Source organism: Acinetobacter sp. V91_7 (assembly GCF_031799075.1).
GTDB lineage: Bacteria > Pseudomonadota > Gammaproteobacteria > Pseudomonadales > Moraxellaceae > Acinetobacter > Acinetobacter calcoaceticus.
In genome coordinates this window covers 25586-42594 of sequence record NZ_JAVQNT010000022.1, presented here as the reverse complement: position 1 = coordinate 42594, position 17009 = coordinate 25586, and the positions used below count along the sequence as shown (strand labels likewise).

Sequence of the window (17009 nt, the reverse complement as noted above, 5' to 3'; positions counted from 1 at the left end):
ACCTGACTTTAGAGCAGATGGATGTGATTGAGTTGAATGAAGCTTTTGCTGCACAGGCTTTGGCAGTGACCCGTGATTTAGGTTTGCCAGATGATTCTGACAAGGTCAATCCAAACGGTGGTGCAATTGCATTGGGTCATCCGTTAGGTGCCTCAGGCGCACGTCTTGTGACCACAGCTTTAAACCAGCTTGAACAAACAGGTGGACGTTATGCCTTATGTTCAATGTGTATTGGTGTGGGCCAAGGGATTGCTTTGATTATTGAACGTGTTGAAGCACTTTAAGGAGAAACAAATGCCATCTTTTCAATCTGCCGATGCACAAATTAACTATCAAACTTTTGGCGAACCTTCTTCCCCTGCTTTAGTGTTTTCCAATTCTTTGGGCACCAACTATGGCATGTGGCAAAAACAGTTTAATGAGTTAAAAGATCAATTTTTTGTGATCTGCTATGACACACGTGGTCACGGTTCATCATCTACGCCTAACGGCCCATACACTGTAGAGCAATTAGGTCAAGATGTTGTCCGTTTACTCGACCATCTGAATATTAGCAAAGCTGCTTTTTGTGGAATTTCTATGGGCGGTTTAACGGGTCAATGGCTTGCAATTCACTACCCTGACCGTTTTAGTCATGTGGTTGTAGCAAATACTGCTGCTAAAATTGGGCAAGAACAGGCATGGCTTGACCGTGCAAAATTAGTACGTGAGCAAGGTTTACAACCGATCGCAGCCACAGCAGCTTCGCGATGGTTTACAGATCCCTTTATCCAAAGTCACGCTTCAATTGTCAACAACCTGTGTAACGACTTAAGTGCTGGCAGCGCAATAGGTTATGCCAATTGTTGTGAGGCTTTGGCTAAAGCGGATGTCCGTGAGCAGTTAAAAGACATCAAAGTTCTAGTATTAGTGATTGCTGGAACTCAAGACCCTGTAACGACTGTTGCAGATGGTGAATTTATGCAGCAACGCATTCCGCAATCAAAACTTGCAGAAATAGATGCCTCTCATATTTCCAATGTAGAACAGCCCGAAGCTTTTAATAAAATCTTAAAAGATTTTTTAGTGAGCTAATTTAGTTTTTATAAAATTCATTCTCTTCTAAAAAGGCCAAATATGGCCTTTTTTTATTAACTCAAAATAAAAATCTAAATAACTTGTTCTAGAAGGTATAAATATATACCTCAAATGTAATGGAAAATTACATGGATAAATAACAGTATTTTAAATTCATGAACAGGGCTTGTTCATCAGTGAAGTGAATCTAAGAAAATTCTTAAATCGTTCACTTCTTCATCACAATGAAAGTAAGGATATCTAAATTGAACATACCTATGCTGAACTCACAGCTTTACCCTACACGTCCTTTAATTAAATATGGAACATTACTTTTAGGTGCGCTTTTAGCGGGTTGTAATTCTTCGTCAAGTTTAGACCCAACGCCTACACAAAAGCAGATCACGATTAAGCGCGATAACTTTGGTACGCCCCATGTATATGCAAATGATACCTATGGACTTTTCTACGGTTATGGATATTCGGTAGCGACCGATCGATTATTCCAGATGGAAATGTCAAAACGTACAGGACGAGGTACTGTTGCTGAGGTGCTCGGACCCGACTATCTTCAATTTGATATTGCTACACATAGCCGTTTTGACCCAGAAAATATTAAACAGCAACTTGCTGCGCTCTCACCGGAAGACCGAGCAATTTTTGAAGGTTATGCCGCAGGTTTTAATAAACGGGTTAAAGAAGTTTTAGCAGACCCAGCTCTTATGCCTAAAGAGTTCACAGATCATGGTTTTAAGCCCTCTACGTGGCAAACAGAAGATATTGCTATGGTTTGGGTGGGCTTAATTTTAAATCGCTTCTTTTCGGCAAGTTCTGAAGTCTCAAATTTAGATTTACTCACACAACTACAAAAAGAAAAAGGCCAAGAAGAAGGTCTTAAAATCTATCAACAATTACGCTGGCTAGATGATCCAAGCGCTCCGACCATTATTCAATCTGCACAAAAACCACAGCTAGTAGCGCGCCAACAGCAAATAATTAAAGACATTAGCCCCATCTCGAATAAGGCAGCAAAAACCTATTTAGCCCAAGCTCGCATTGCTTTAGGTAAAAGTGTGGTAGATGGTGTACCGACTGCAAGTAATGCTTGGGTTTTAAAAGGCGATAAGACTATTGAAGGTCAAGCAGTTTTATATAATGGCCCCCAACAAGGATGGTATACACCAGCAATCACCTATAGCATTGGTTTACATGGTGCTGGCTATAATTTGACTGGCATTACTCCCGTTGGATTACCTGCAATTTTATTTGGAACCAATGGAAAAATAGCATGGGGCTCTACCGTTGGTTCGCTCGATACTAACGATATTTACCAACTCACTTTAAATCCGAGCAATTCAAAAGAATATTTATATAAAGGGACTTATATTCCATTCGAGCACAAACAAATAAAAATAAAAGTTAAGAATCAAGCTGACCATGTTTTAGATGTTTATAAGAGCAAACAAGGTTTTGTAAGTACATGGGATGAAAATAACCATACGGCGTATGCACAAAAACGTAGCTGGGAAGGCGTTGAAATTGAAACCTTATTAGGATGGGCAAATGCGGCGAAGGCCTCTAATTGGGATGAGTTTCTTAATCAAGCCAAACGTGTCGCTGCATCTATAACTTGGTTCTACGCCGATACTAAAGATAATATTGGTGTTGCTGCTTTAGGCCGCTTACCTATTCGCCCTGAAAACCAGCATATTCAGCTTCCTGCTAAAGGCGATGGTTCAATGGAGTGGCAAGGTTTTTATGACTTCTCACATAACCCTAAAGAATACAATCCGCAAAAAGGATATGTTACAAGCTGGAATAATAAGGTATATGCTGGCTTACGCTCAGATTCATCAAACTTTTCTTATGTGGATCGGGTCAATGAACTGCTTGAACCTCTAGAAAGTAAACCTAAACTGAGTCAGCAAGAAATTTGGGAAATTAATAAAACGGCAGCATGGTCTGATTTAAATGCCCGCTATTTTATACCTTATATGATTCAAGCTGCACAGAGTCCTAAAGCTTCTCCATTAGCAAAAAAAATAGCTCCTTTACTTGCCAATTGGGACCTTAAATTACGTCCAGATAGCGAAGCAAAATATTATCAAGGTGCAGCACCAGCAATTACACGTGTATGGCTCAATCAAATGATTGAACTGGTACTCAAACCTAACCTTTCAGAGAATATTTATAAGCGTTATACCGATACGCTTTATCCGGTAAATAATGATCTACGAAGCGCACAACCTGCAAGTGCATCGAAATTAATTTGGAATGCCCTGCAAGGAAAACAAGCAAGCGTTCCTCAACATGTTGATTTCTTAAAAGGACAAACACCAGATGACGTTGTGTTAAAAGCTTTAGAAAACGCGCTTAATGAACTTTCAAAACAATATCACTCTACCGACCCGAATGATTGGAAAATTCCGGTAGCAACGATGGGCTTTTCTAGCAAAAATTCAGTAGGTATTCCATGGGCTGACCCATCACATCAACAACAGCTCAGCACTTATGGAAATACGGGAAGTGCTACCTTCAGAGTGGTTTTAAATCCAAATCAAGTCACTATGTGCTCAATTTTAGCTCCAGGACAAAGTGGCTTTATCAATCAAAATGGAAAACCTGATGCTCACTTTGCTGATCAGCTCCCTTTATTTGAGAGTTATAAATGTAAAGAGGATGCCGTTAGCCAAAAGAAAATCGACCAATCAACTCAACAAAGCATAACTTTAAACTATTAATTTTTTGCCCAACTTATTTTTTAAAGATAGAGGTTTGTTATTTATAAAATGACAAACCTCTTTATTAGCTTAATACCGAATCATGACCGATTTTAATTCAGTGTAATCTTCAATAAATGCATCTGAAAACTCTCTGCCAATTCCTGAAGCTTTCACGCCGCCAAATGGAACTGATGGATCTAAGAATGTATGCATATTGACCCACAAGGTCCCTGCTTCAATCTTAGGAATTAAACGCAAAGCTTTAGATAGATCATTTGTCCAAATACTTGCAGTTAAACCAAAGCGTGATTGATTCATGAGCTGAATAAGTTCTTCATCAGTTTCAAACGGCATTAACCCGACCACTGGACCAAACGTCTCTTCTGAAAATAATGGATCATCCGTATTTTTGAAGGAAATCAAAGTCGGCTGTACAAAATATCCTGTCTGATCTAAAACCTCACCACCTGCAATAATCTGGTTGTTGGCTTTTGCCATATCTAAATAATGTTTCACTTTATGAAAATGTGGCTGATTAGACAGTGGGCCAAACATACTTCCTTCATCCATAGCCGATCCAATTTTGAAACCAGAGAGTGCTTTGGATAGCTTTTCGACTAATTCATCATATTTTGTGTGATGTACAAAAAAACGCTCTGGAGATGCGCAAACTTGACCTTGATGCACAAAAGTTGCTTGCAACAAAGTTGGTAAAATCTCATCGATATTTGCATCAGCCAAAACGGCTATGGCATTTTTACCACCCAACTCTAGACTGACACGGGTTAAATCACTGCTCATCGCGAGCTTACCAATGGCAATGCCCGTTGGTACTGAACCTGTAAATGAGACTTTCTTAACGAGTGGCGATTCAATTAAATATTGTCCTGTATCGCCTTTACCCGTAACCACATTAATCACACCAGCTGGAATACCTGCCTCAATGGCAAGTTCGGCTAACCGTAATAAAGATAAGCTGGCAAACTCACTTGGCTTAAGCACAATGGTACAGCCAGTTGTTAAAGCTGAACCAATTTTCCAAACACCGATCATGAGTGAAAAATTCCAAGGCACGATACCTGCGACCACACCAATCGGTTGTCTTAAAGTAAAGGCCGTATATTTTTCACCTTGCATTGATGGAATAGAAGGTTGCATGGTTTGGCCATTAATTTTGGTTGCCCAACCAGCAAAATATCTTAAGAAAATAACAGATTGTGCCACTTCAAGATGGCGGGAAATATTGATAAGTTTTCCAGTAGATAAAGTCTCGAGCTGAGCAAGTTCTTCACCATATTGCTCAATTAAATCTGCTAACTTGTTTAGTTTAACACCACGTTCATACGGCGTAGTTTCGGCCCAAGCATTTTGAAAAGCATGTTCAGCACTTTTCACGGCACTTTCGACATCGTGTTGACTACCAATACTAACTTGAGCAACCACTTGTTCAGTCGATGGATTTACAATATCTACTTTATCTAAATGCTCAGCAGCAACTAATTTTCCATCAATAAAATGTCCATGTTGACGCGCCATAAATTGCTGTACGCTTGCTAAAATCTGTACTTCACTCATTTTTATTTCTCTCAATTCATTTAAAAGGATCTATTAATAGATGTATTGCAGAATCAACTGCGCATACACATTGGTTTTGTCATCGTAGTTTTGAGTGCCGCCACTCTGGATATCCTGTTTAGGCTTATAGAGTCCAACCAACGGAATAACGTTAAGTTTTTTATTGACGGACCAAACCGAGAACACATCCAGCTCATGTCCATCCACATTACTTAAAGACTTATTTACTGTTTTGAACTTATAGGCCAAAGCACCTAACATGAAATTTTCTTTTAGATTCATACTGTAAGAGACTTGATGGATATCTGCATTTTTATTAAATGGGCCAGCATAATTTCCGGCAACTTCTCCCTGAAACCACGTGCCAAAACCGACCGTATTTCCATAAAACATGGGATCGTATTGGTCTGAAAAATGGCTAAAACGGTAACCTAATGAGGGCGTATATTTTGAAGATAAAAAGTTATAGTTCAGCCCTACGTAACCTGCATTTTCTTGACTATCTTTTTTATCTTGAATAACAAACTCAGACTTAACTTGTAACTCAGGTAAAGGTTGATAATTCAAACGCAAAGCATAATTTTTAAGGTCTTCTCGTCCTGAAACTTGTTCAGCATCTTCAAGGTCTAATACATTTAAGTAAGTAAACCCAACGCCCTTATCTTTAAGTTGATACATCAGATCAGTTACAAAGAGTTCAGATGAAAATTGTGCTTTATTATTCGATTTTAAATAAGCCAGTTTTAGCGTTGTATTCTCTTGCGGTTTGTATTGAAGCAGACTGGTAAAATCAAAGCTGCGTCGTGCTGCCAGATAATATGCTCCGCCTCGATCTAATGTTCCATCCGCAGGGGCTTTACCGAGATTTAATGCATCACCAGCAATGAAAAAACCATCACCAATCATGATATTTTGTCGACCAATACTTAAATCATAGGTAGTCAACTCATCTTTATTGGTACCATCTTTAAAGCCAATGATCCATTCATTCACATCTGTTTTACGTTCTTTGCCATTACTATTTTGGCCTGCGTCGCCATCGCCAAATGTTGCCGAGCTTATACCGCTCAAACTTGCATAGAGCTGATTGTTTTTAAAGGTGTATTGTCCTTTCGCACCATATTTAAGATGGCCTTCTTGCCAATTGATTCTTTCATCCTCTAGGTTTTCACCGTTATAGCTTTTACCGCTACTAAAAGCCCCAAAAGTTGCTTCAAAAGTCGGTTTAAGTTCAAGCTCACCAGCATGCACAGTTGAAAAAAATGAGACAAAGAGAGTCCCTCTCACAACCTGAGAAAATAAATTTTTCATTGAGAAATTCCTTTTTTGCGAACGGTCTAACCGTGCTCAGGTGCGGGTAACCTATTCGTTACCCACCCTAGATCATGTACCTGTTTAATGATGGTCGTGCTGCGTGTTTTGCTCGTCTTCACCCAAGTTTAAAGTCGGTGTGTTGTCAAAGAAGTTCCAAGGTTTGATGAGCGTATTCACCCATTCTGTCGGCATGATTGGCCACTCTTCAGCACGTGCCACATGCGTTGTGCCTGTTGTCATCCACACCACAAGGTCTTTATTTTCAATATTCTCATTGTTGCCAATGAATTGTCCTAACCCAGTGTCATGAGTGGAGCGGTTTGAATATTTACCTTCAGGGTAGCGTTCGTCTGGATTGTATTGAGTCACCCAAATTTGCTTATCCATAAAATTCAAACGTTTAAACAACCATTCATCTTTAGAAAAATTGGCACCTTTTGCCACAGGGTGTGTTCCACCTGCAAATGGAATCAATTGGTAAGAAACTGGATTACCTAATTTATTTTCCTTGTTGAAATTCGTGAGTAAGCGAATAGTGGATGGATCAAATTTTTCAGCCGCATTTTGCTCATTCGTAATGACTTTACTATCAATTTGCATTGAGCTTGTACGGACACCACCTTTGTCATTGGCTTTCACCACAGGGTCCATATGCATAAAGCTATTATTTTCTCCATCTACATCCATATCTAAGCGGAAGTTATAGATGTGTTGATGTGTTGTACCCACAATATTATGGTCAATTAAAGTTCCATATTTAGTGTCTTCTTTGGCGGTACTGTCATGCATAGTCCGTGATTTAACGCCTTTCACAGCTTCAATACCTGTAGCACCCGCATTAATCCCAATCACACCGTTTTGGGCAAATACCCAATCAAACATGTAGTCGTAGTTACCCACTGTACTAATCCAGCGCACCACCAGTTCACGGCGTGCTTCACTGGCATCTTGGTTACCAAAAATTTCATGATGTTTATATTCAGGTCCAGCATAACGTTCAAACACAGCAATGGCATTTGGAATTACTTGTGGCTGGCCTTTATAGTCTGCAATCACAGCATCAAGTAAAACAGCATTGTCGGGTGCATCTGTTCCCGGAAGAATAGATGAGGTAAGTGTACCCATACCATATTCGCCAGAGTCCAAATAAGATTTGAAGTACCAACCGATATCAGGGTCACCATATGGAACTACCATTCCACCCAAGTTCCCTTCATACATAACTTTCCGCTTTACGCCTTTGTCTTTATAAGTCACTGTAGAAAGTTGTAGGCCAACACGAGAGTCTAAGGCCACATGCAAACACCAGTTCCCCCAATGTATGGTTTGGCCAGTAATGTTAAAGTTCTTACCCTCTGGTTCAGTAATATTGAGTGGTTTTAGCTTGCTTGCTACTGGCTTATTCGACATATAAGGTCGATTTGCCATTGGCACAGGAATGATCGCGCCTTCTTCAATCTTAATAATTTTTTCTTTATCTAAATCAACTACAGCAACTAGATTCTCAATAGGATGCGCCCAATAGTTACCATCTCCTGTGTCTAGATAAGCGACAACTTTTAATATATTGAGTTGTTTATCCAGACCATCTTTACCACCAAAATATCCAACGGTCAGTGGCGTAGCAATCACTTTCTTCACATCTGTGATGCCGCGTTTGCGTAAAGCTTCCTGATATTCTTTACTTGTCTCAATTACGCGTTGTACGGCCTCAAAATTATCGAGCAGCACCATTCCATGAGTGTCTTTAAGTACATTCCATTTTGTGACTTGTTGAGTGTTAAGGTTAACTTCACCTTCAAACGCTTGACTCCCCTTTAACAAAATAAATGAGGCAATACGATCTTCTTTAAATTCTTTGTGATTAATAAAATAATCCCAAACTTTAGCTTTTTCTGGTTCTTTTAACTTTAACTCGGCAAAACGCATATTTTTATAGGCGTATTTCGAGCTGTTAATAACATCAAATGTCTTTTTAATTTCGTCAGAATTTAAGCTATTGAGCGGATGAAACGTATTTTCAATTTTAAAAGTTTGATCTAAACCAGACTGGAATACTTCATTAAAAAAGTCTTTTCCAATAACAGGTTTACCATCTTTAATTAGTAAAGGCACACTGAGCTTGAAAGGTTTGCCATTCACCAAAACCTGATCTGAATTAGGTTTAGCTCGAACTACCATAGAGCCTTTGGTGATCATATAAGTATTGGTAAAATCGTCTTTAACAACTTTAGCGCCTTGCTCACTCATGTTTTGATAAAGTGACACCATTTCGGCATTTCCACCATGAGCATAAGCTTGAGTATTTAATCCCCAAAAGCTAGCAGCTATTGATAAGTTAAGTGCCAATATTTTTTGTATGTCATTCAATAATCGTTGTTTACGCATTGGTTTCATCCTTTTCATCTATCCCTGAACTATCTGAATCAGACAGTTAAAAATGCACTTCCCTGTGAGTGAAATTCATTAGACCAACTTAATAGTTCTATAGTTATTAAGCTTATCTAACCTGCTCTAATGAATTTAATTTCAACACAGTTACATAGGGCTAGCTTGTTCAGGAATGACCCAGAACTTGTCTAAAAATGACATCAAAAGATGAAAGGTTTAAGCCGACACACCCTCTCTAAATTCTTTAGGAGAAATACCATAAGTCTTCTTAAAGATTTTTGAAAAATGCGCGCCATCCCAAAAGCCCCATTTCAAAGCAATTTGGGTAATCGAGCTTTGTTTATTTCTTTTATCAAGTAAATCTGCTTTGACTTTTTCTAAGCGTTTGAGCTGTATATATTTGTTAATAGATAGATTTTCTTGAAGAAACAGACGATAGAGATGACGTAGCGATACCCCTATATGTTCTGCAATTAATTTAGGTGTTAAATCCGGTTTTGCTAAGTTTTCTATAATATATCGCTCGGCTTTTTCCATCAGATTATTTGAGCTATTAATATTTTTATAATTAATTGTGGGTTTGATTAAGGCAATCAGTGCATCTTCAAAAGCATTACCATCTTCGGTTGCATACCAGAGTTTAATATTTTCAGCAGACATGTTTTTCAAAATATTCTTGAGTAAAAAACCACTCATATTTTGAGTAATCAGTTTTCCAAAATATTCAGTACTAATATTTTCTTTAAGTAATTTTTCACGGGACAAATGCACTGAAATCTGGCTAACTAACCCTTGCGGGTACATCGAAATGGTTTCGACCGGATCGACCAACACAATATCGCCTTCATTCAGGCTTAGCGTTTCATTTTTATACTCGAGCAGCATTTTTCCCGAATACTGCAAAATCAAAAAACAAAAACGATTATTCACTCGATCGATTTCATCGGCTTTTCGGACAATCTTATTTGCATTATTTCTAATGAACGCAATTTCGGTATCGCCCAATAAAAAGCATTGAACTTCCCCAATGAATAAATTACGGGTGCCGTCAAAATCTGTTTCAAAATTTCCGCAAACATTCTTGATATGGTGTGTCCAATTCAACAATGCATCACTTACATATTGGTTCATCCCTTACCTCTCTATACACGTGCCACAGCGAAATATTTTCATTCGCTGTAATTCACTGTCTTGGCTTATTTGCAATCATGTTTTATTGATAAACAAATTGTGTGCCAAAAATTCCTTATCCTTGGAATTCTTTTGATTATAGTCAGCTAGATGTAAAGAAGCTGATAAATCAATTCAATTTATCAGCTTAATGGGGCTTATGCTACTCCTGCAAAGTCTCGCAGCATGGTAATAAAAATATCCTTTTGTTCCTCAGAATATTTTTTAAACACTTCATTTTGGTGGCTATCGGCAATATCAAATAAATACTGTGCCGTTTGTTTACCTTTCTCGGTCAATGCATACAAATTATCCTGATCAACCAGCAATCCTTCAAATTTTAAAATTTCGGCCGACCTCTCAACCTCTTGCATTGGCATAGCAATATCTCGCGGTAAATCTTCTTTACTTGAAGCAGTACCACTTGCCAAAACCAGCAAGAGCCGTGATTCACTGGTACGGAAACCAGAAGCCATTTGCTTAGGAATATAGTCAGTCTGGTAAGCTTTAAAAGCACGACTCATTAAATAGCAGACATTATTATATAAGTGCCCATAATGTGTTTGGTCTACGCCATTCTCTTCAGTTTGTTTAACTTGAAGGCTTGGATGCGGCATTACACAAGAATATGCGCCTTGATGGTACACCAGCGGGCTTCGACCTTGGTCATGAAAACGGACTACCTTGCCAACAATAATCCAGTGGTCACCACCTTCAATAACTTGATAACGTTCACACTCAAACACCGCAGAACAATTTTCTAAAATGGGTGCGCGTCCAGCACCAAGTTGAAAGTTCGTGTCTGCAAATTTATCAATATTACGTCTAGAAAACTTATTAGACAGCTCAATTTGCGTGCCCGATAAAATATTGACGGCAAAATGTGTCGCTTCTTCAAACACCGAAAAGCTTGAAGATTTTTTATCAATACTCCACAAAATAAGTGGTGGGTCGAGAGACACCGAGTTAAAACTATTTGCGGTGACCCCAACTTTCTCCCCTTGTGCATTTTGTGCAGTAACAATGGTAACGCCTGTTGCAAAATTTCCTAATGCCCGTCGGAACTGTAGTGGATCGACCGTAAACTCATCTATTTGTTGTAATACATTCATCATCTTTCTCCTAAACCTTCTCTTACATCCATATAAATCGCGAGAGCATTAGATATCTAAAACTAATCTCGGTGTTTTAGAGCGTGAACAGCACACCAATATTTGTTCATTGCTGGCTTTTTCTTCATCAGTAAAATAAACATCTCGATGATCAGGTTCACCTTCAATCACATCACACATACAGGTTCCGCATACGCCTTGCTCGCAAGACATTTCAATGTCGATGCCTTCTTTAGCTAAAGCCTGCAAAATGGTTTCGCCAGCTTCAACCATAATGATTTTTCCGCTACGCTCAGCCACCACCTCAAATGAATCTCCAGAAGTATCAGTTTCAATTTGGAAATATTCTTTGTGGATTTGCTGCTCAGGAAAGTCGTGAGTCGTGGCGAGGTTAATCACCCAGTCCATAAAACCGACAGGTCCGCAGGTATAAATATGGCTTTCAAGATCAATATCTTTAATGGCAGATTTAAAAAACGCTCTGTGGCTTGCACCTTCGGATTTAAAATGGAAGGTTGTGTATTTTGCTAACTCACCATTTTTAATTTCATCAACAAAAGCACAGTTTTCAGGGCTAGCACCACAGTAGTGAAGCTCAAAGGATGTGCCTTCAGAGGCAAGTTGATATGCCATTGTGATTAACGGCGTAATCCCGATACCACCACCAATCAATACACTGTGTTTGGCTTTTAAAAGTGGAAATAAATTCTTTGGCTCACTAACCTGAATTTGCATGCCATCTTTAATTTCATCAAAAGCCGAGACTGAGCCACCACGTGATTCAGGGTCACGCAAAATTCCAAGGCGGAACTTACCTTCGTCATTTGGATTTTGGCAAAGTGAATATTGGCGCACCATGCCATTTGGTAAATGCACATCAATATGCGCACCAGCTTCAACTTTTGGCAATGTTGCAGAAGTTGCAGATTCAAATTCCATGACTGCAATATTTCCGCCTTCAACATGGCGATTTTTAACGACAACATCATAAAGTGTAGTCATGATTCAACTCCCTTTTCATGCGTTAATCTCATGGCTTAACGCATGAATAAACCACCGTTAATATCCCATGTTGCACCAGTCACAAACCCCGCATTTGGACTCGCGAGCAACCCACAAGTTTCAGCAATAAAATGCATACTACCTAAGGCTTTAACAGGAATATTCTGGATGAACTGTTCCATTTTTTCGTCTGGCACCACGCTATGAACGATTGGTGATTCCATCGGTCCCGGTGCAACCGCATTGACCGTCACCCCTTTTGCCGCAAACTCTTTGGCAAAAATTTTGGTTAAAGTGACAATCGCGCCTTTGGTTGCCGCATAGTGTGCACCCGTTGCAGTGCCACCGTTTTGCCCCGCTAAAGACGCCATATTAATGATGCGTCCATAGCCTTTCTTAGCCATATATTGACCAATAATTTGGCAAGCCTGAAAAGTGCCGCGTTGGTTGACTTGAGTCACCCAATCAAAATCGGCTGCGGTAATTTCTAATACCGGAGTTGCCTTGGTGACAGTTGCATTGTTAATCAACACATCAAGTTTAGAAAATTTCTCTTCAATCCATTGCACGGCAGCATGAAAATCTGCTTCGACCGAAATATCTAATTTCAAGGGAAACATATTTTGTGCATATTGACTTTGTGCCTTAGCGTTTTCGGCTTTTTCAAGCGTACTGGCTGACAAAATTACTTGATGGCCTTGGCTCGCAAAATATTCAGCAATAACATTACCGAGTCCTGAAGCAGCACCTGTCACTAAAACAACCTGTTTCATGTTACCGCTCCTAAAGAATGTAGCTAATACCAGCCAAGGTATCTGTTGAGTTAACCAAATTAATGATTTTACGATTAATTTTAAACCCCGTATCAGCATCACGAACCAAATGGTAAGTTATATCTGCGGTGTAATGCTTGAGGTTTTCTTTACGGAACTCGCGTAAGTTTTGAGCACAGCGTAAAACGATTTCATCATCCTGATCTTGAATCACTCGTACACGAGAAACACTGCGTACCGTATTTGCCTTAGGTGCAGTTGAAATTGCTTCACCATTTTCAAGACGCTCTACACGTAAAGTGCGCATATGGTTATCATCATAGGCATAATTTAAGTTGTTTTCGTAGTCAGTTAGGTTTGGGTCAATCGGAATGATATAAACACCCTTTTCATTCCATAAATTGAGCCATTCACGATATTCACTGTGGTCTAACATGTCTGCTTCAGCCCAGATGAAAGCAGTGACTTCATTTAATAATTGCAGATTCATATTCATTGCTCTCTCCTTAAGCCGTCATCATCTTTTTCCACTGCTGATAGGCTGCGCGCATACCTGTTTCAGCACTGACATCACTTTTTAAACCATCTTCAGTTTTGACTTCACCCGGTAAACCGCGGTTCAACATGATCCATAAATCATTGCCTGCATTGGCGCCGTGTTGTACGCGTTCCCAAGCTTCAGAGTCATCTGGTGTACCAAAACCAAATGGACCTTGGAAATGTTCATGCAAACGTAAGCGATATTGGTTGGCAATTTGTGGACCGCCGTCCATCGTAATCACCGAGTGATGAATTTCTGTTTCAGCAACTGAAATTGGCTGCAACACGCGGAAGAACGCCATTGAACATGCAATATTCGGGAATAAATTTAAGTTAAAGCCAGAACCACCGACAGCACGAACAATACGACGTACTTCTAACTCTTCATGACCTTCGTCGCGCAAAGCTTGAGCCAAGTCTTCAAAACGTTCTTGAATTGGTCGCTCCATGAGCTCTTCGTCTAGATCAACCAGTTCAGGAATCATCACCATCACACTGTGACCATTTCCTAAGTCTTCAACAAAACCCGGCTGGTTTTCGAAGTTAAAGAGTTCTTCAGTTTTTTCATCTACAGAACTTAAGAATGACTTGTGTACCAACGGGAAGTGATATGCATCGGTTGTATTTTCAAGCTGGATTTTCCAGTTACCCGGGAAGCGGAAACGGTGTTCACCCAACACTTTAATTGGATAACCCGCCCCTTGTTTCATAAACAGGTCAATCCATTTTTTTGCAGGTCCAAGGAACTCTTCAAGCGGCTGAATGTCTTCTTTAAATGAAGCGAAGATCATGCCGTTATATTCTTCTACACGTAGACTCACCAGCGGTAACTCAGATTTATCTAAACAATCACCGTAGCTTTCTGGAGATGGCACACCGCGTAAGCTACCATCAAGTGCATAACTCCAACCGTGGTATGGGCATACAAAACTATTGGTTTTTCCTTTTTTATGTTCGCATACGGTTGCTGCACGGTGACGGCAACGGTTTAAAAGTACATGGACTTTCTTTTTACGGTCACGTACAGCAACAACAGGTTGTTTACCGATGTTAATGGTTTTATAGCTTCCACCTTCTGGAATTTCGCTGGCATGAGCAACCCACACCCAAGTGCTATAAAAGATTTTTTCCATTTCTTCATCAAAAATGCGTTCATCTTTATAAAGAGAAGTATGGGCACGGTCACTTTTAACTAAAGTTTCGTAATCAGTGCCAATGTTATGCGTTGGGATAATACTGTTCATATCAATAGTCCTTTTAAATATGTCCTGGGTCATTCCTGGGAAGGTACCGGCAATTCGGCTTCACTGTGCCAATGCGATACGGGACGACTGAAAATATTCTGTGTCTGGAAATGTTTAATCTTCCATGTTCCATCTGCTTGCTTTTGAAACTTCACGTTGAGCTTTGCTGCATTCAGATGACTACGGCCATCTTTAAAAGTTGAAGTTTGCAACATAAGCCATGAAGCATTTGCATAGTTTTGATTTACATCAATTTGCTCTGAATTTACAAAGTGTGCATTCATGACAAAGTGAGACTCTTTTTGGGTGTAACTTTTAAACATGTCGTAAATCGACTGCCAAGAATCATAACGGCCAAAGGATTTGGCATATTTCTCGCCAATACCTTCCCAAATGCAGTCCTGATCAAAAAGATTCATGAGTTCATCAAGATCTGTATTTGCATTGAGCTCGTCACAGATTTCCATATAACGGTTCAGGCAGTTACGAATAGCGTTGTGCGCTTCTAACTGTTCTAGCCGCTCTATGATTTCTGCAATATTCACTTTGTCAGTCATTGCCGTCGCCTTAACGTTGGATAATCAATTCACGCCCAACACGAGCTTCAACTTTGCAATATTTCCAAAGTTTGTATGGACCTTCGCCAACCACCGTAGTTCTAAACAAGTTACAAGCGGCATGTACGGTTTCAATATCCGGAACATCTGCAAGCAAATATGTTGTCCAAGGCCAACCTGCACTTGGGCCAACCATGCTTTGGTCATCATCGAGATTTCCAAAAACATGAACTCCCGGTAAGTCATGAATGCCATTCCACATTTCACCAAAGGCTGCCCAAACCACTTTTGCTTCAGCAGGTTCTGCATCAAAAAAGTTTTGGTTAATACCCATGCAGAATAAAACACGTAATGATTTTTTAGCTTCCATCTCAATATCCTTTTTTAAAATTAAAAACTTATAAATAACCTGGAGTTGGCTTTAACCCGAAACTGATTGAACCTGCATTTTGTAATGTTGCATCGCCCATAAAGGCATGCTGGGTCACCACGTTGGTGTCATTCACAAAACGGCTAAATGGATTGTTGGTATAGATCGCGGTCATGCCCGCGAGCATTTGCATTTTTCGGGTCACTTTGGCGCAAACTCGAGCTGCATGGGTACATGCCAGACGCATATCGCTAATTTGTTCCGCAGTTGCCTCATGTCCAGCAATAATTTCATTCCAAACAGTGTCCATGGTTTGATAAAACCAAGACTTTGCAGCCTGAAACTCTGCATCAGCTTGAGCAAACTCATATTGAGTCACTGGGCGGTTTGCAATTTCTGACCCACCAGTAATGGATGCTTTACCGGGTGCCAATTTTTCAAATTCTTCTAATGCAGCAGCTGCAACACCAATACCCACCACCGTTAACACTTGAGTCGCTAAAGAGAGTGACGGATATTTAAAAAATGGTTCACTTAGTTTTGACGGTTCGCCACGTACAAAGGTCCATTTCTTTTCGACCAATACATCTTCGACTACCAAATCGTGGCTTCCCGTACCTTTTAGGCCAACGGTGTCCCATGTCATTTCAATTTTGGCTTTTTTTGCAGGCATCACTGCCATACGGGGTAAACCTTGCATTTCATTGTTTTTAAGCGGTGAAATTCCTACCCCAACAATGTCAGCTCCCATACAGCCGCTTGAAAATTTCCAACGTCCACGAACCACTACACCTTCATCGGTAATTTCAGCAGGTTGTGGTGGAAAAATACCTCCAGCAAACACCACATCTGGCCCGTTTTGGTACAACTTTTTAAGCGTTTCTTCAGGCAAACTTCCTAAGTACGCAGGGCTCATACCAAAACTTGCCACCCAACCCACTGAACCGTCAGCTTTAGATAAAGTTTCGATCAATTCGCAAAACTGTCGCGGCGACCGTTCTTCACCACCAAAACGTTTAGGAACTAATGCACGGTAAACACCAATCTGTTTAAGTTTTTCAATAATATCTTGGCTCACATAAGCCTGATTATCGAATTCGCCTGTACAGGCACGCTCACGAATTTCTTGACACAAAGTATCTAAGTCAATTGCTTTGTCTTGAGAAGCAAACTCCATTTTAG

The 17009-nt window shown here is 39.9% G+C and carries 14 protein-coding genes and 1 pseudogene; 3 read left to right on the top strand and 12 right to left on the bottom strand.

Annotation, left to right across the window (positions count from 1 at the left end; all coding sequences use genetic code 11):
• The 3 genes and pseudogenes from RMB03_RS03485 to RMB03_RS03475 all read left to right on the top strand — a co-directional run.
• Nucleotides 1-284 (top strand): annotated as a pseudogene (locus RMB03_RS03485) (acetyl-CoA C-acyltransferase); the annotation flags it as partial.
• A 10-nt stretch (nt 285-294) separates the two neighbouring features.
• Complete coding sequence (gene pcaD / locus RMB03_RS03480) at nt 295-1074, top strand: 3-oxoadipate enol-lactonase (protein ID WP_205469133.1); 780 nt, start codon at nt 295-297, stop codon at nt 1072-1074.
• Between the two features lie 260 nt (nt 1075-1334).
• Nucleotides 1335-3797, top strand: coding sequence for a penicillin acylase family protein (locus RMB03_RS03475; RefSeq protein ID WP_311073907.1), 2463 nt, complete (start codon nt 1335-1337; stop codon nt 3795-3797).
• Nucleotides 3798-3866: 69 nt separating this feature from the next.
• Here the strand turns inward: RMB03_RS03475 and RMB03_RS03470 are convergent, their stop codons facing one another.
• The 12 genes from RMB03_RS03470 to RMB03_RS03415 all read right to left on the bottom strand — a co-directional run bounded on the left by RMB03_RS03470 (nt 3867) and on the right by RMB03_RS03415 (nt 17004).
• Nucleotides 3867-5354, bottom strand: coding sequence for an NAD-dependent phenylacetaldehyde dehydrogenase (locus RMB03_RS03470; protein WP_311073906.1), 1488 nt, complete (start codon nt 5352-5354; stop codon nt 3867-3869).
• Nucleotides 5355-5387: 33 nt separating this feature from the next.
• Nucleotides 5388-6605, bottom strand: coding sequence for a hypothetical protein (locus RMB03_RS03465; RefSeq protein ID WP_311073915.1), 1218 nt, complete (start codon nt 6603-6605; stop codon nt 5388-5390).
• Nucleotides 6606-6749: 144 nt separating this feature from the next.
• The gene (gene tynA / locus RMB03_RS03460) at nt 6750-9065 is read right to left on the bottom strand and encodes a primary-amine oxidase (protein WP_311073904.1); all 2316 of its coding nucleotides are present in this window, start codon (nt 9063-9065) and stop codon (nt 6750-6752) included.
• Between the two features lie 210 nt (nt 9066-9275).
• A complete protein-coding gene (gene feaR / locus RMB03_RS03455) occupies nt 9276-10190 on the bottom strand; it encodes a transcriptional regulator FeaR (protein WP_005046790.1) in 915 nt (304 codons plus the stop codon).
• 197 nt (nt 10191-10387) lie between these two features.
• Nucleotides 10388-11344: a p-hydroxyphenylacetate 3-hydroxylase reductase component gene (locus RMB03_RS03450; protein ID WP_311073900.1), complete on the bottom strand. Its 957-nt coding sequence runs from the start codon at nt 11342-11344 to the stop codon at nt 10388-10390.
• A 45-nt stretch (nt 11345-11389) separates the two neighbouring features.
• The gene (locus RMB03_RS03445) at nt 11390-12343 is read right to left on the bottom strand and encodes a PDR/VanB family oxidoreductase (RefSeq protein ID WP_311073897.1); all 954 of its coding nucleotides are present in this window, start codon (nt 12341-12343) and stop codon (nt 11390-11392) included.
• A 35-nt stretch (nt 12344-12378) separates the two neighbouring features.
• On the bottom strand, nt 12379-13116 hold the full coding sequence (locus RMB03_RS03440) for an SDR family NAD(P)-dependent oxidoreductase (RefSeq protein WP_032053853.1): 738 nt from the start codon (nt 13114-13116) through the stop codon (nt 12379-12381).
• 10 nt (nt 13117-13126) lie between these two features.
• Nucleotides 13127-13612 carry an aromatic-ring-hydroxylating dioxygenase subunit beta gene (locus tag RMB03_RS03435; RefSeq protein WP_209733742.1) on the bottom strand — a complete coding sequence of 162 codons (486 nt, stop codon included), beginning with the start codon at nt 13610-13612 and terminating at the stop codon, nt 13127-13129.
• Nucleotides 13613-13622: 10 nt separating this feature from the next.
• Nucleotides 13623-14900, bottom strand: a complete 1278-nt coding sequence (locus RMB03_RS03430; protein WP_017388273.1) for a Rieske 2Fe-2S domain-containing protein — start codon at nt 14898-14900, stop codon at nt 13623-13625.
• A 29-nt stretch (nt 14901-14929) separates the two neighbouring features.
• Nucleotides 14930-15457: a nuclear transport factor 2 family protein gene (locus RMB03_RS03425; protein WP_311073894.1), complete on the bottom strand. Its 528-nt coding sequence runs from the start codon at nt 15455-15457 to the stop codon at nt 14930-14932.
• Nucleotides 15458-15467: 10 nt separating this feature from the next.
• Complete coding sequence (locus RMB03_RS03420; RefSeq protein ID WP_311073893.1) at nt 15468-15827, bottom strand: IacB protein; 360 nt, start codon at nt 15825-15827, stop codon at nt 15468-15470.
• A gap of 28 nt (nt 15828-15855) precedes the next feature.
• The gene (locus RMB03_RS03415) at nt 15856-17004 is read right to left on the bottom strand and encodes an acyl-CoA dehydrogenase family protein (RefSeq protein WP_311073913.1); all 1149 of its coding nucleotides are present in this window, start codon (nt 17002-17004) and stop codon (nt 15856-15858) included.
• Nucleotides 17005-17009 lie beyond the last annotated feature (5 nt).